This is a genomic window from Priestia sp. P5_B4 (assembly GCF_056400385.1).
Genome location: NZ_JBFULJ010000009.1, coordinates 1 through 14608, shown reverse-complemented (window position 1 = coordinate 14608; position 14608 = coordinate 1). Strand labels below are relative to the sequence as shown.

At 38.8% G+C, this 14608-nt stretch carries 16 protein-coding genes; 5 read left to right on the top strand and 11 right to left on the bottom strand.

The features are described 5' to 3' along the window. Positions 1 to 173 precede the first annotated feature (173 nt). From rlmD to AC1DRF_RS02410, 4 genes are all read right to left on the bottom strand, one after another. The gene (rlmD, locus tag AC1DRF_RS02425; protein ID WP_477740301.1) at positions 174 to 1559 is read right to left on the bottom strand and encodes a 23S rRNA (uracil(1939)-C(5))-methyltransferase RlmD; all 1386 of its coding nucleotides are present in this window, start codon (positions 1557 to 1559) and stop codon (positions 174 to 176) included. Positions 1560 to 1721: 162 nt separating this feature from the next. Further along, a complete protein-coding gene (pdaA, locus tag AC1DRF_RS02420) occupies positions 1722 to 2531 on the bottom strand; it encodes a delta-lactam-biosynthetic de-N-acetylase (protein WP_043977856.1) in 810 nt (269 codons plus the stop codon). Positions 2532 to 2625: 94 nt separating this feature from the next. Continuing rightward, the gene (locus AC1DRF_RS02415) at positions 2626 to 4167 is read right to left on the bottom strand and encodes a fumarate hydratase (protein ID WP_477740300.1); all 1542 of its coding nucleotides are present in this window, start codon (positions 4165 to 4167) and stop codon (positions 2626 to 2628) included. A 163-nt stretch (positions 4168 to 4330) separates the two neighbouring features. Continuing rightward, the gene (locus AC1DRF_RS02410) at positions 4331 to 4516 is read right to left on the bottom strand and encodes an SE1561 family protein (RefSeq protein WP_427076816.1); all 186 of its coding nucleotides are present in this window, start codon (positions 4514 to 4516) and stop codon (positions 4331 to 4333) included. A gap of 203 nt (positions 4517 to 4719) precedes the next feature. Between AC1DRF_RS02410 and yfkAB the strand changes: the two genes are divergently transcribed. Then, entirely contained in the window at positions 4720 to 5838 is a 1119-nt protein-coding gene (gene yfkAB, locus AC1DRF_RS02405) for a radical SAM/CxCxxxxC motif protein YfkAB (RefSeq protein ID WP_097824775.1), read from the top strand. 36 nt (positions 5839 to 5874) lie between these two features. Here yfkAB and AC1DRF_RS02400 read toward each other — a convergent pair whose 3' ends face one another. Together AC1DRF_RS02400 and cax are read right to left on the bottom strand one after the other, a co-directional pair. Further along, entirely contained in the window at positions 5875 to 6675 is an 801-nt protein-coding gene (locus AC1DRF_RS02400; RefSeq protein ID WP_043977853.1) for a YfkD famly protein, read from the bottom strand. Between the two features lie 178 nt (positions 6676 to 6853). Beyond that, positions 6854 to 7909 carry a calcium/proton exchanger gene (gene cax / locus AC1DRF_RS02395; RefSeq protein ID WP_477740299.1) on the bottom strand — a complete coding sequence of 352 codons (1056 nt, stop codon included), beginning with the start codon at positions 7907 to 7909 and terminating at the stop codon, positions 6854 to 6856. A 200-nt stretch (positions 7910 to 8109) separates the two neighbouring features. Here cax and AC1DRF_RS02390 point away from each other — a divergent pair, with 200 nt between their 5' ends. Next, positions 8110 to 8526 carry a pyridoxamine 5'-phosphate oxidase family protein gene (locus AC1DRF_RS02390; RefSeq protein WP_237075123.1) on the top strand — a complete coding sequence of 139 codons (417 nt, stop codon included), beginning with the start codon at positions 8110 to 8112 and terminating at the stop codon, positions 8524 to 8526. A gap of 169 nt (positions 8527 to 8695) precedes the next feature. On the opposite strand, the gene AC1DRF_RS02385 is transcribed toward AC1DRF_RS02390, so the two are convergent. From AC1DRF_RS02385 to AC1DRF_RS02375, 3 genes are all read right to left on the bottom strand, one after another. Further along, positions 8696 to 9070 (bottom strand): OsmC family protein, encoded by a 375-nt coding sequence (locus AC1DRF_RS02385; RefSeq protein ID WP_477740298.1) that lies wholly within the window; start codon positions 9068 to 9070, stop codon positions 8696 to 8698. A 189-nt stretch (positions 9071 to 9259) separates the two neighbouring features. Beyond that, on the bottom strand, positions 9260 to 9748 hold the full coding sequence (locus tag AC1DRF_RS02380) for a phenolic acid decarboxylase (protein WP_230931707.1): 489 nt from the start codon (positions 9746 to 9748) through the stop codon (positions 9260 to 9262). 20 nt (positions 9749 to 9768) lie between these two features. Further along, positions 9769 to 9930: a DUF3237 domain-containing protein gene (locus tag AC1DRF_RS02375; protein ID WP_141425884.1), complete on the bottom strand. Its 162-nt coding sequence runs from the start codon at positions 9928 to 9930 to the stop codon at positions 9769 to 9771. Between the two features lie 193 nt (positions 9931 to 10123). Here AC1DRF_RS02375 and AC1DRF_RS02370 point away from each other — a divergent pair, with 193 nt between their 5' ends. After that, positions 10124 to 11308, top strand: coding sequence for an MFS transporter (locus AC1DRF_RS02370; RefSeq protein ID WP_477740297.1), 1185 nt, complete (start codon positions 10124 to 10126; stop codon positions 11306 to 11308). Positions 11309 to 11323: 15 nt separating this feature from the next. Here the strand turns inward: AC1DRF_RS02370 and AC1DRF_RS02365 are convergent, their stop codons facing one another. Next, on the bottom strand, positions 11324 to 12247 hold the full coding sequence (locus AC1DRF_RS02365; RefSeq protein ID WP_477740296.1) for a cation diffusion facilitator family transporter: 924 nt from the start codon (positions 12245 to 12247) through the stop codon (positions 11324 to 11326). Positions 12248 to 12262: 15 nt separating this feature from the next. Next, on the bottom strand, positions 12263 to 12580 hold the full coding sequence (locus AC1DRF_RS02360) for an ArsR/SmtB family transcription factor (protein WP_097824770.1): 318 nt from the start codon (positions 12578 to 12580) through the stop codon (positions 12263 to 12265). A gap of 208 nt (positions 12581 to 12788) precedes the next feature. Between AC1DRF_RS02360 and AC1DRF_RS02355 the strand changes: the two genes are divergently transcribed. Together AC1DRF_RS02355 and AC1DRF_RS02350 are read left to right on the top strand one after the other, a co-directional pair. After that, complete coding sequence (locus AC1DRF_RS02355; protein ID WP_013055132.1) at positions 12789 to 12938, top strand: BH0509 family protein; 150 nt, start codon at positions 12789 to 12791, stop codon at positions 12936 to 12938. Between the two features lie 224 nt (positions 12939 to 13162). After that, positions 13163 to 14608: heavy metal translocating P-type ATPase (locus AC1DRF_RS02350; protein WP_477740295.1), on the top strand; the 1446-nt coding region annotated here is incomplete at its 3' end.

Below are 14608 nucleotides of genomic sequence, written 5' to 3'. Positions count from 1 at the left end.
TAGCGATGTAACACTTTCCAAGACTAGACTTTATGAGAATTCCATCTCAATATACTAAGATATTTTTTACACTAAAAGAACAGATGTGGAATTTTAACAACTTTCTCCATTAATAAGAGTACAGCTCAAAGAAAAAAGAGCAGAATCAAATCTGCCCTTTACTCTTTTTCTATTCATTTCTTTAACGTCAAACTCACCACATTCTCCACATGCGCCGTATGAGGGAACATATCAACAGGCTGAATGTAATCAACATGATAAGCCTTCGACAGTTGCTGCACATCTTTGGCTAATGTGGATGGATTACAAGAAACGTAAACCACTTTCTTTGGCTTCACTTGTAAAATCGTTTTTAGAAGCTTGTCATCACAGCCTGTTCGCGGCGGATCAACGACGATAACGTCTGGCTTCCAGCCTTCTTTTACCCACTGCGGCATCCATTTCTCAGCCGGACCCGTTACGTACGTAGCATGCTCAAACCCATGATCTTGGGCATTTTTTCTTGCGTCTGCAATCGATTCTTCAATCGTATCCATTCCGCGAATTTCTTTGGCATCTTTAGCAAGCCATAAGCCAATTGTCCCTACTCCGCAGTAAGCATCTACAATTTTTTCAGTGCCTGTTAGCGCAGCTGCTTTTTTTACTTCGTCGTATAGCTTCACGGTTTGAAGAGGATTCAACTGGAAGAATGCACGCGCTGAAAGTTCGAACGAGATATCTCCTAACGTTTCTTGAATCACCGACTTTCCAGCAAGTGTAAACGTTTCGTCTCCAAAAATAAGCGATGTTTTTTGACCGTTTACGTTTTGTACGAGTGATTTCACTTCCGGTAGGCGGCGCTGAATTTCTTTAATCAGCAGCTCTTTTTTCGGAATGTCTTTTTTAGCCGTAATCAAGACAATTTGCACTTCACCCGTTTCAAAGCCTACTCGAGATACGATGGTACGTACAATACCACGGCGTTTGCGTTCATTGTAGATAGGAATTTGAAGATCTTGTAAAATTCGTTTTATTTCTTTTGTCACGTGATTCGTGGCTCCATGCTGAATAGGACAGTTTTCAATGTCAATCAGTCGATGAGAGTTCAGTCCATACAAACCAGCGATGACTTTTTGTTTATCCACACCTACTTGGAATTGTGATTTATTACGATAGCCCCAAGGATTTTCCATGCCAATTGTTTGGCGTGTTTTTTCCTCTACTTTTTTTAATGAACTGTGACGTTCGAACGCTTGCAGAACAATATCACGCTTCGATTCTAGCTGACCTTCATAGGATAAGTGCTGAAGCTGACAGCCTCCGCACTGTTCGTAAATAGGACAGGGCGCATCTACGCGATGAGGAGATTTTTTGCGAATTCGCTTGATTTTCCCTTCCGCAAACTTATGCTGGACATTTGTTGCTTCTACAACCACTTCTTCATTTGGTAATGCTCCCGGCACGAAGACGACTTGGCGCTTAAAATATCCTACGCCTTCTCCATTAATACCGAGTCTTTTTATCGTCAACGGAAACGTTTGTCCTTTTTGAACTTTCATTTCAGTTTTTGGTTTATTCATGAGACCAACTCCGATTAGTTTAAATTCTTTATATAGTTATTAACGGTCTTTATCTGCTTAAAACCTATTAGACCGTATCGCTTTAAAAAAGACATCAACGCATATTATAACACTTCAACAGCAAAAAACCGACAGGAGAAACATTCCCATCGGTTTTTATCTTTATTTCGTTTTAGAAGGACTTTTCTTCATTTGTTTGCGTTCGTTCATTAAATCATCAATACTTTTAAACGTATAGCCCTGCTTTTTTAAATCCACAATCGCTTGATCTAACGCATCTGCGTTATCCTTTGAAACGGTATGCAAAAGCATGATTGCACCTGGATGTATTTGAGCCATCATATTGTCGTATGAGTAGCGCCAGCCTTTTTGTTCATTCACTTTCCAGTCAACGAATGCAAGTGACCAAAATACATTCGTATAGCCCTCTTGCTTTGAAAGAGCTAGCGTTCGTTCACTAAATACCCCTCTAGGTGAGCGAAGGTATTTCATTTCATCACGACCAGTAATATTCTTGTATTCATCTTTTACTTTTTGCAATTCCTCTTTAAAACGTGCGTCATCCACTTGAGTTAAGTCAGGGTGATGCCATGAATGATTCCCGACAATATGCCCTTCTTTTACCATTCGCTTAATAAGCTTAGGCTCTTCTTTTAAATAGTGTCCTGTTACAAAGAATGTGGCAGGAACCTTTCTTTTTTTGAGCACGTCTAATACCTGCGGTGTATAACCATTTTCATAACCATTATCAAACGTTAAGTAAATATTTTTTTTATTTGTATCTCCGAGGTAAAAAGCATCATACTTAGCAAGAATTTGTTCATAAGCTGTACCTGCGGATGCGGGCTTGTGATTTTTACTTTTTTGAAATCCCCAGCTGATCGGATTGTTTGGATACATTTGTGCTTCAACAGATGCTATGCCTATTGACATCACGAATAAAAAAACGAGAAAAAAGGTGAACCGGCGCATAAGAAGCTCCTTTCGGAAGTCATTTTACGCTTAGTATCCACTCAATTTTCTCGTTCATGAACGTTACTTTTTACCATACGCTTTTGATGTATGTTTATTTAAATACCGGTTCTTTAAATTGCTCAAGCTTTTCAAATGAAGACTTATCTACATCTGCATGCAAGCTGTTTCCATGTGAATCCATCGTCACTACAGCTGTAAAGCCTTCTACTTTTAAATGCCACATTGCTTCAGGAATACCAAACTGCATCAAATCAACGCCTTCTACGCTCTTGATACAATCAGCATAGTACTGTGCAGCTCCTCCGATCGCATTTAAGTATACACCGCCATGCTCTTGAAGAGCAGCAAGCGTTTTAGGACCCATACCGCCTTTACCGATAACCGCGCGGATACCAAATTTCTTCATAATATCCCCTTGGTAAGGTTCTTCACGGATACTTGTTGTTGGTCCTGCAGCGGTTACGTGCCATTTTTCGTCTTCGTCCTTTAACATAACCGGACCACAGTGATAAATGATTTGTCCATTTAAATCAATTGGTGCATCGTGATCTGTTAAATGTTTATGGATAGCGTCGCGTCCTGTATACATCATACCGTTGATGCGCACCACGTCGCCAACTTTTAATTCACGAATTTGCTCTTCTGTAATAGGTGCTTGTAATACAACTTCTTTTGTTTCATCCGCATTTTGCTTCTCTTCGGCGCCTGCATTTTTATTAAAATCTACTTCTTCGCCTTCTTGATACAGCCACTCTTGAACACTTCCTGTATCGGCGTTGATTTTAATACCTAAGCGGCGGTAAGCCCAGCAATTATACGCAACTGACACATAGAAGCTAGCAGGAATACGATTGATTACGCCGACTTTACAGCCAAGTAATGTCGTTTCTCCGCCAAAACCCATCGTGCCGATTCCTAACTTATTAGCATTTTCCATTACATACTCTTCTAATTCTTTCAGCTGAGCATTTGGATTTTCGTCATCTAAGTTTCGGAACAGCTGCTCTTTTGCTAATTCATAGCCTGTTGTACGGTCGCCACCGATTCCAACACCAATGACGCCGGCACTACAGCCTTGACCTTGTGCTTGATACACAGAGTGCATCACACATTTACGAATGCCGTCTAAATCACGGCCAGCTCYACCTAAACCTTCTACTTCACAAGGCAGGCTGTACTGAATGTTTTTATTTTCACAGCCGCCGCCTTTTAGAATAAGACGCGCATCAATATAGTCATTTTCCCACTGCTCAAACTTAATAACCGGCGTGCCGCCGCCTAAATTATTACCGCTGTTTTCTCCCGTTAACGAATCTACGGAGTTAGGGCGAAGCTTTCCGTGCTTTGTTGCTTCTTCAATTGCCCAATAAATCGCTTCTTTAATTTGAAGCTGATTCACTCCTACAGGGGTTTTAATTTTAAATGTTGGCATACCCGTATCTTGACAAATTGGCGATAAATTATCATCCGCCATCTTAATATTATTGGTAATGGTCGCTAAAGACATTGCTGCACGCGTTCCTGCATTTTCACGCGCTTTTGCCTTTGCGATAGCACGTCGAACGTCTTTTGGCAATTTTGTAGATGTTTCAACAATTAAATCGTACATGCTTTGTTTTAAAGCTTCAATCATCACTTAATTCCTCCCATATCCCGCTAATGTATGTATTTATCTATCTGTCGTACAACTTTCAAAATTTATTATACTCCTTCAAAAATTGTTTCGAAAGACCTTTATAGGAGGATTTCCACTTCAAGCAAAAAAGCGCTAGTTTTTCTAGCGCTTTTTTCTTTGTTCATTCTTTATCTTTTTTAAACTGCTCACATTTTGATTCGAGGTCATCAATCATCGTAATCAAACGGTCAATGTCTTCTAGGTCTGTGTTTTCAGGCTCCATAGAGTCTAATACGTGTACAAACATATTTAAACGATCTTTTAAATAACGTACTTGTGAATCTTTATCTCGAACGGCGTTTCCCATTTTAAACCCTCCTGATATAGCTTTTCATTCGTATTTCCTTATATCCTAACGAATACTTTCATATTTGACAACTAAAAGCAATAAAATCCATAATAGTCACTGGTGTCCGTTTTGAATGAGACGTATAATTTAGTCTAGCAGGACGGACCGTGAGATGTTTTCATCATTATTTCACTTTACGGAAAAATAAAAGGAGTTTTTTTATGGCCACTTTACAACGAATTACCCCGGAGTTCGATCCGTGGGAAGCGTATTTAGATATGAAACAATATGGCAAACCGACGCTTACAAACGTTGAATTTACCACAACGACGCTTTGTAATATGCGATGTGAGCACTGCGCAGTTGGATATACGCTGCAGCCAAAAGACCCAAACGCACTGCCGCTTGATTTAATTTTAAAACGTCTCGATGAAATTCCAACTCTTCGAGCTTTAAGCATTACGGGCGGAGAGCCGATGATGTCTCTATCTTCTGTGAAAAATTATGTGGTGCCTTTATTAAAGTATGCACATGAACGAGGTGTCCGTACACAGATTAATTCAAATTTAACATTGGATCTTGCACGTTACGAACAAATCATTCCTTATTTAGATGTTTTACATATTTCTCACAACTGGGGAACGATGGACGATTTTGTGGAAGCTGGCTTTGCAATGATGGAGCGAAAGCCTACTTATGAGCAGCGCGCCAAATATTTTGACCGTATGATTGAAAACAGCCGCGCGCTTGTAAAAGCGGGTGTAACCGTATCAGCTGAAACGATGTTAAATAAACGTACGCTTCCTCACATGGAAAAGATTCATCGTCAAATTGTTGATGAAATGCTTTGTCAGCGTCACGAAGTACACCCTATGTATCCAAGTGACTTTGCTAGCACTCTAGAAACGTTATCTCTTCCTGAAATGCGTAAAGCTATTCATCACCTTCTTGATATTCGAGATAAAAATGTGTGGATGCTATTCGGCACGCTGCCGTTTTATGCATGCAGTAATAATGAGGAAGACTTATCGCTTTTACAGCGCTTGTATAGCAGTAAAAATGTAACCGTTCGAAACGATCCAGACGGGCGCTCTCGCCTAAATGTAAATATTTTCGACGGAGATATTATCGTAACGGATTTTGGTGATACGCCTCCTCTTGGCAACATTCAAGATACAAAGCTTACAGACGCTTTTGATATGTGGCAGCAAAGCACGATTTCTAAAGAACTTAGCTGTCATTGTTCAGCAGTGTCTTGTTTAGGACCTAATATTTTGGTAAAAAACAGCTATTATCAAGATACTGATTTTAGCAAACTCCAAGCGAGCATTACAAAATAACAAAAAAGAGATTCCATCGTAGGAATCTCTTTTTTGTTATCTCGGCTGGTCATAAGCTCCAAAGCTTAAGGAAACATAATCTTGTACTGGAATCCATGCTCCAATTCCTTGAGACGTTACATTTCTCACCACAATTGAGCGCTTGCTGCCTTTTACTGTAACATACACTTCTCCATATGTTACTTTTCCCTTTTCACTTACAGCAGGCGTATACGCATACAGATAACCTACTTTTTTAGGAGCTACGTTATAGACCTGGTCTTTTTTCGTTCCGGCACCTACAAACGTTTGAAATGATAAAGTGAGCTTTGTTTTTTTAGCTGCTTCAATTAGCATCATTTGTTTCACATGATCAGGCTGAGGCACTTTTGCTGTTAATCCGCCTTTTACATGACTTTGATTTTCCTGGCTGTACATCATTTTGTACTGATTTTTTCCTGCTCTGTTATCATAATGATTTGTATTGATTCGCTGGTGTTGCCAGTTAACGTTTGTTTCTGTTGATTCGTAATTTAATGGCCACTGTCCTAAAAAGACGGTTGCTCTAAAACCAATTGCCCATGGAGTTTTAGAAATGTTTGATTCATTTAATATACGAATTAAATCAGGGTTTTCAATTTTTACATTTGATGTTTCAATGAGCTCTTTTGTAAACTCACTCGGCTGCAAATATGGCGTATCTTGACTAGCATTTGGATACGTATTTTCTTTTGAAATATTTAAAGCTGAAGAAGGCACGTTGATGGTAGGCTGAGCTGTTTTCGCAATGGCGATCTTCGTTGAACATGAAAATGAAATAATGATGGTAAACACAAATAAAAGCAATTTACGTAACATCTAGAAACTCCTTTCAACATCGTTAATGAATGCAACCATAGTTTTTTCAAACATCTCCTGTTTTATCCTGAATACCAAAAGGGAAATTCTTCTATTCACTTACACAAAAAGAATCCGAACGATTAATCGTTCGGATTCTTCCTTCAACTAAAACAGGTTTGTCCCAGCCTCTTCTTTTTTAAATAAGATAAAAACCAATTCCCATAATAATATAAGCACCTAAAAGAGTTGCACCTTCGAACCAGTTTGTATCTCCGTCATTAGAAATAGCAATAGTTAAAAATACGGCCGTTACCATCGCAATCAACTCAGGCCAAGTAAAGACAAGAGACATTTGGTTTTCGAACATCAGCGAAACTAACACTAATATCGGTGCTACAAACATCGCGACTTGTAAAGTCGATCCAACAGCAATTTCAACAGCTACACCCATGCGGTTTTTAACGGCCATAATAATAGCCGAAGCGTGCTCTGCTGCGTTTCCAACAATCGCTACAATGATGACCCCGATGAACAGCTCACTCCACCCAAAACTTTCCGATACAATTTCGATTGTACTAACCAAGCTTTCGGATACGTAAGCTACAGCTAACGTAGACAAAAAGAGAACAGTAATCGCTTTCCACATTGACCATTCTGGCTCCTCATGTTCTTCCACTTCTTCACTTTTATGCTGATACACCCCTCGGTGCGTTACCAGCTTAAAAAATAACGCCGCTAAGTACAAGATAATGAGAATAATGGAGATTCCGACACTCAGGGACATGGTCTTCGCTTCGTCCATTTCACTAGCAAACACTTCAGGAATAACAAACGCAACGATAACGGCAAAGATCAATAATCCAGAATTATGTCTTGCATCATAGACATTAAATTCTTGACGCTTAAATTTTAATCCCCCAATGAAGAATGAAAGACCGCCTACAAGAAGAAGATTTCCTAATACAGAACCGGTTAACGATGCAAGCACCACCGCTGTAAGACCTTCTTTTAGAGCAAAAATAGAAATAATTAATTCTACAGCGTTACCAAACGTAGCGTTTAATAGTCCGCCTATTCGAGGACCAGCTACAACAGCTAAACTCTCTGTTGCTCTCCCCATAAAAGCTGCGAGGGCAATGATTGTTAAACAGTAAATAATAAACATAAGAACATCTGACCAGTCCATCATGTGCCCAATAACAGATAGCGGCACCCCAAGAATAACCGCTATAAGAAAAATCCGATTGATCATCGATATGTACACCTACCTTATTCATTTTTTGACAACAAAATCAATCATATCAAATTAATGGAATTTGTATAGACTCACCGTCAATGTTAGTATTTTTAACCTATTTTTATAAATGATAAACCCTTAATTGATTTTTGATTAAGATAGTTAAAAATCAGCCAAACTACCAAGGGTAAAAAGATATAATAAGGAGTGAAAAAATGAGCAATAATGATGTGAAAAATCAAATTTTATCCGTACTGGATGACTATACAATTGGAACGTTAGCTACCATTCAAGATGGAAAGCCGTATTCACGCTTTATGATGTTTTTTCATGAAGATCTTGTGCTCTACACCGCCACCAATAAAGATACCCATAAAGTCGAAGAACTAGAAAAAAACCCTTACGTTCATATTTTGTTAGGCTATGATGGGCAAGGTTGGAGTGATCCGTATGTAGAGGTAGAAGCCAAAGTAAATGTAGAAACAAACGAAGAGTTAAAAAAGAAATTTTGGAATAAAAAGTTAAAAGAGTGGATTAAAAGTCCAGATGATCCAAATTATTTGCTTCTTCAGCTGACTCCTGAACGCATCCGCTATTTTGATAAAGCCGGCAGCAAACCGAAGGAAATATGAGATTGAGACGTAGCTAAGTCCATTCCATCTAAAGACGAACAAATGGGAGCAAAGAGCTGAACCGCTTGTAACAACACCATAAAAAATCCGAACGAGTTTGATTCATCGTTCGGAACTTCTTCAGCTAAAATACTTTTGTCCCAACCTCATTTAATTTCGAAGGTTTCTGTCACTTCAATACTGTCACTTCAATACTGTCAATAACCGACTGTAGCATTGAACAATTTTTTCGTGCTAGCTCAATTGATTTTTCAATTTTGTCTAATGGAAGCTCTTCTCCTGTAATGATATAGTGCAAATGAATTTTTTCGATTCGCCCCGCTTTTTCATCATTTCGCGTCACGCCAGCTTGGATGCTTAAATCAGAAAAAGCAATTCTTTTTTTCTCTAGAATCTTTCTTAACACGCCTCCGCTGCAAACAGCAATGGACGATACCATTAGCTGATACGGACGAAAGCCATACTCTTCATCTCCGGCGATATGTAGCTCTCCATAAGGAAGATTTGTTGTAAATCCCGCCTCTTTTTTCATGTTAAATTCCATTTCCTTCACTCCTTTACTTCATTATAAACCGCTTTTTATATAACCAACCACTCTCAATACGGATACTTGTTACACCATCACCATAAAAAGATCCGAACGAATTTGATTCTCCATCAAGAATCTCGATTCATCGTTCGGATCTTCCTTCAGCTAAAATATTTTTGTCTCAGTCTTTTTTATGACTCTGTGTTAAATTAATTTTCCGGCGCGAATATCATTTGTCATTCCTTCGTAAGGCGCTTGAGCGATAACTTCCTCATTATTCGCTCCGACATTTTTGATAAATGTAATGTCAGCAAATTCGGGTACAACGTATTTAGGATATGTTTCGTATTTTTCACGGGATTCATGCATTAAATCAAGATGATCATTTTGATAGCACACGGTAATTTCAGGATGTTCATGTACCCATTTTGGGAAGAAAATAATGCCGTGCATCCGTTTTTCATCAGGCATAAAGTTCAAAGATACATCTGTTCCAGTCGGTTCAGTCCACGATACTTTATATACACCTTCTGTTAATTTCACAATATCAACTTTCTGGTCGCGAACCCATCGTCCTGCCACCATTCCGCTATGAATACGGTAATCGATTGTATTTTCGTTTTTGATATAAATTTCATATTCCCATCCGTTTTCGTATGTGTAAATCATATGATTCCCAATAAATTTTCCCATTTTTATATCGCTCCTTTGATTTATAACACTTCGTATATGTCTGACACAACGCGATCTAAGTGTCTCACAGCAGTGCCTAGAAAAACGCAGTTGTGTAAGCGTTTATATTTTGCACTTCCTGTATGACCAATGACACTCGTTGTACCGACATTGATTGTGAATGTCGCTATTTTCTTAAGCACTGTTTGTATTCTAGCGATCGCCTTTTAAGTGTAAATTAAAACATGTAACTATTTACATGTTTTATTCTACTTTCCTTATAAAAAGATGTCAAATTAATAGCACAGCACGTCTACATCCTTGTCAATAAAGCGTTTTCCTTGTACGATTAAACAGTTGGATTGACAAAATATAGATAAAAAGAGGTTGAATGCTGTGAGTGCTACTCATAAACAACGTTTCTGGATTTTAGTTAGCCTTGTCGCCATTTCTGGATTCAGCCAAGGTATGCTGCTGCCTTTAATCGCTATTATTTTTGAGAAAGATGGTCTTTCTTCTACTATAAACGGATTAAACGCAACTGGATTGTATCTAGGTATTTTATTTATTTCTCCTTTCATGGAAGGGCCGCTTCGCAGATACGGATATAAACCAATTATCGCAGCAGGGGGACTTTTAGTTATTGTATCTTTAGCTTTGTTTCCCCTGTGGAAATCTGTTGTTTTTTGGTTTGTGCTCCGTTTATTTATTGGAATAGGAGATCACGCGCTGCACTTTGGTACTCAAACGTGGATTACATCGTCTTCACCTGCTGATAAACGAGGTCGCAACATTTCATTGTACGGGCTTTTTTTCGGTATTGGTTTTGCTGTTGGCCCTTTAATGACGCCGTTAATTGAAATTAACCAAGCGCTTCCTTTTATGATTTCTTCAGCTCTTTGCCTCATAACATGGGTGTTTTTATTTTTGATAAAAAATGAATTTCCCCTACAGGAAGTGGAGGTTAATTCGTTAAAAGAAACGGCTAAGCGATTTTCTAAGGCGGCTAAGTATGCTTGGATTGCTTTTTTGCCGCCTTTTGGATATGGAYTTTTAGAATCATCACTGAACGGAAGCTTTCCTGTATATGGCTTACGAATTGGTTTGCAAGTAGAGTTTATTTCACTGCTGCTGACTTCCTTTGCAGTTGGAGCTATTGTATTTCAGCTTCCTCTCGGAATACTGAGCGATAAATTTGGACGGAAATTGGTATTAGGATGGATTTTATCCATTGGAGCCGTTACGTTTTTTACAGCAAGTCTCTTGGAAGAGACCGCTATTCCATTAGTAGCTTGTTTATTTATAGCTGGCATGGTTGTAGGCTCGACGTTTAGTTTAGGAATCAGCTATATGACGGATTTGATTCCTGCTCGTCTACTGCCTACAGGTAATTTACTATGCGGCATTGCTTTTAGTATCGGAAGCCTTGCCGGCCCTTACATAGGTGGCACGTTTATTCAGTTCTTTCACCATATCAGCTTTTTTAATATTATTAGCGGGATGCTTGGCTTTATTTTTATTATTCTTTTTGTATTCGGACAAAAGATGCCTATGCAACAAAAAACGAGCGAGAACCTATAGGTTCTCGCTCGTTCTTTAAACTTTTAGCGTTCGATGCTGAAGAGCTGATTTTTCAATTTGTATCGTGGTATGCTCAATGCCGCAGTGATCATGTACTAAATCAATGGCTTTTTGCAAAATTTGCTGACAATCTTTTTCATCTTCTACGCGCATATGACAGCTCAATGAGTCCAGTCCTGAAGTAATCGTCCAAATGTGTAAATCATGCACATCTTTGACTCCTTCAATGTTTTCAAGAAGGTTTTTTATTTCACTGTGATCTACCCCTTCAGGAGAGCCTTCCATCAAAATATGAATGCTATGGGCAAGCACGGCCCAAGCACTTTTTAAAATTAATACAGACACAACTACAGAAATAATAGGATCAGCAATATACCATCCAAACAGCATCATAAGAAGTCCAGCTACAATAGCTCCAATAGATCCTAAAGCATCTCCCAGTACGTGTAAGTAAGCGCTGCGTAAATTTACATTTCCTTTTACATCGCCTTGTCTCATAAGTGACCATGCGCTGATTAAATTAGCGAGTAAACCAACAGTAGCAATCAGCATCATGCTGCCGCTTGCTACAGACTGCGGCTCTAATACGCGCTGATAGGCTTCATAGATGATAAATCCTGCTATTACAAACAGTGCCACTCCGTTAAAAAGAGCCGCTAATATTTCAAAACGATAATAACCATACGTTTTTTTAGCCGATGCAGCTCGGTTAGCAAACCATATCGCTACAAGGCTAAGAGCAAGTGAGCTTGTATCAGAAAGCATGTGTCCGCTATCGGATAATAACGCTAAACTATTTGTAAAAAGCCCTCCAACAAACTCAAGAACCATAATACCGGCGGTGATAATGAGTGCAATTAACAGACCTTTTTTGTTGCCTTCACGCTGTGTATCAAAATGGTGATGGTKACCATGATGGTGGTGATGATCATGACTCATGCAAAGCCCCTCCTTTTATTCGTTATGTGAGCATTCTACGTGTTGAATTACTTGATGCAGTATTCCAACAACGTGTTCATCATCGTACGTATAGAAATACGTATTCCCTTCACGACGATATTTTACTAAACGTAAATGACGCAAGTGAGTTAACTGATGTGAAATAGCTGATTGTGAAACACCAAGCACTTCAACCATATGACCGACTGAACACTCTTCTTGAAATAGCAAATAAAGAATTTTCATTCTCGTAGGATCTGAAATAGCTTTTAGTATTCTTGACGCTTCTTCTACTGTTTGAGGCGATAAAAACGAATGTTCATCTTTTTTCATAACATCTCTCCGTTCATTATATGCAAGTATATGAGCATATGTTCATATATAAATTATAAAACACCTTTTTCTATATAGTCAATTATTTACGTCTTTTTAAATTTTTTTGCCTATTTTTAAAAAAAATCCACACAAAATACTTTTTCTGTTATATAATACAATTAAATATAATAAACTGTATTAAAACAGATGGAGAGGAGAATAATAAATGAGCAGACAAGAACGCAAAAACATGATTACATTTATTGAAACGATGAAGGGGATTGACCGTGAAACCTTAATGTACATGACGGATGCCGATATCGAGCACATTTACACTTCCGCTTATAAATATTATGAAGAACATTTAGATATGTAGTACGTTTTTTACAGAATGCAGACGTCCAGCTGCATTCTGTTTTTATTTTTTAGGCGTTAGTCGTTACCTCCTTGCTTGTTCCGTGCTATACTATACTAAATATCCCAATTTAAAAGAGAAGAACTGAAAAAATGTGCTGCTATCGCTGAGATGGCAGCTTTCGTGTTTTTTTAGGGGTAATGATTGTGATTATTCTTCTCAATTATCGTTCAAGGAGGATTTGTATGGAAAATGCGTTACCTAAAAAACAAGAACAAACGCCTCAAACATCTTCTGCTGTCAACGTATTAAAAACACATGGTGAACTCATTGCTGCACTGTTAAGCGGCGTGCTGATTTTAGCCGGCTGGCTGCTGTCAAAACAGCAGGATACTGCTGTATCTATTACGCTCTTTGTATTAGCTTACGTGATAGGCGGATTTGCTAAAGCAAAAGAAGGCATTGAAGAAACGATTGAAAATAAAGAATTGAATGTCGAAATGTTAATGATTATTGCAGCCATTGGAGCGGCTGCAATTGGCTACTGGACAGAAGGTGCTATGCTTATTTTCATTTTTGCATTAAGCGGTGCATTAGAAACGTACACCATGAATAAAAGCAACCGAGAAATTAGCGCCTTGATGAATTTACAGCCGCAAGAAGCAACGCGTCTGATTGGAGATCAAGAAGAAATTGTATCCATTTCGGATTTACAAATCGGTGACTTGCTGTTAGTTAAGCCGGGTGAACGAGTGCCATCCGATGGGATTGTTGTCTCAGGTCAAACAACGATTGATCAGGCTGCTATTACAGGGGAATCTGTTCCTGTACTAAAACAGCTCGATGATGAAGTATTCGCGGGCACGGTGAATGTGAAAGGCGCCATTACCATTAAAATGACAAAGCCAAGTGCTGAGACGCTGTTTCAAAAGATCATTCAACTTGTTCAAACGGCTCAAAGTGAAAAGTCTCCTTCTCAATTGTTTATTGAACGATTTGAAGGCACATACGTAAAAATTGTTCTATCGGTTGTGGCAGTTATGCTATTTCTCCCACACTATGTGCTTGGATGGAGCTGGACCGAGACATTTTACCGTGCAATGATTCTCTTAGTTGTAGCGTCTCCTTGCGCTCTGGTTGCATCTATCACCCCTGCTTCGCTGTCTGCTATTTCAAACGGAGCAAAAAAAGGAATTTTGTTCAAAGGCGGCGTGCATTTGGAAAGGTTAAGCCATTTAAGCGCAATTGCTTTTGATAAAACAGGAACGTTAACAAAAGGAAAGCCAGAAGTAACAAATGTCATTGTCCGTTCTGATATAAACGAACAGGAATTTCTTGTTAAAATCGCATCAATTGAACGTCAGTCCAATCATCCGCTTGCTCAATCTATTGTTGACTTTGTGAAAAATAAGCAGGAATTGACGCTTGTTCAGCCAGATTCGCTTGAAGACGTTCCCGGATATGGTGTCATTGGGTCTCTTCAAGGAGATACGTGGAAAATAGGAAAAGCAGATTTTGTAGGTAAAGAAGATGCAGCTGAATTTGAAAATGGGATTTCATCTACACTTGCCAGTGAAGGAAAAACGATTGTGTACGCAAAAGACCAGCATGGTATTGTGGGATTGCTTGCGCTAAAAGACGTTGTACGAACAGAAGCTGTAGACGCTGTTAAATCTCTTAAAGAGCAGGGC

Excerpts from the sequence above, each read along its gene's own strand:
- AC1DRF_RS02355 (WP_013055132.1), top strand. The coding sequence starts at position 12,789 with ATGAGCAGACAAGAACGCAAAAACATGATTACATTTATTGAAACGATG.
- AC1DRF_RS02385 (WP_477740298.1), bottom strand. The coding sequence starts at position 9,070 with ATGGAATTTAACATGAAAAAAGAGGCGGGATTTACAACAAATCTTCCT.
- AC1DRF_RS02410 (WP_427076816.1), bottom strand. The coding sequence starts at position 4,516 with ATGGGAAACGCCGTTCGAGATAAAGATTCACAAGTACGTTATTTAAAA.
- rlmD (WP_477740301.1), bottom strand. The coding sequence starts at position 1,559 with ATGAATAAACCAAAAACTGAAATGAAAGTTCAAAAAGGACAAACGTTT.
- AC1DRF_RS02390 (WP_237075123.1), top strand. The coding sequence starts at position 8,110 with ATGAGCAATAATGATGTGAAAAATCAAATTTTATCCGTACTGGATGAC.
- AC1DRF_RS02360 (WP_097824770.1), bottom strand. The coding sequence starts at position 12,580 with ATGAAAAAAGATGAACATTCGTTTTTATCGCCTCAAACAGTAGAAGAA.
- cax (WP_477740299.1), bottom strand. The coding sequence starts at position 7,909 with ATGATCAATCGGATTTTTCTTATAGCGGTTATTCTTGGGGTGCCGCTA.
- yfkAB (WP_097824775.1), top strand. The coding sequence starts at position 4,720 with ATGGCCACTTTACAACGAATTACCCCGGAGTTCGATCCGTGGGAAGCG.
- pdaA (WP_043977856.1), bottom strand. The coding sequence starts at position 2,531 with ATGCGCCGGTTCACCTTTTTTCTCGTTTTTTTATTCGTGATGTCAATA.
- AC1DRF_RS02380 (WP_230931707.1), bottom strand. The coding sequence starts at position 9,748 with ATGGGAAAATTTATTGGGAATCATATGATTTACACATACGAAAACGGA.
- AC1DRF_RS02400 (WP_043977853.1), bottom strand. The coding sequence starts at position 6,675 with ATGTTACGTAAATTGCTTTTATTTGTGTTTACCATCATTATTTCATTT.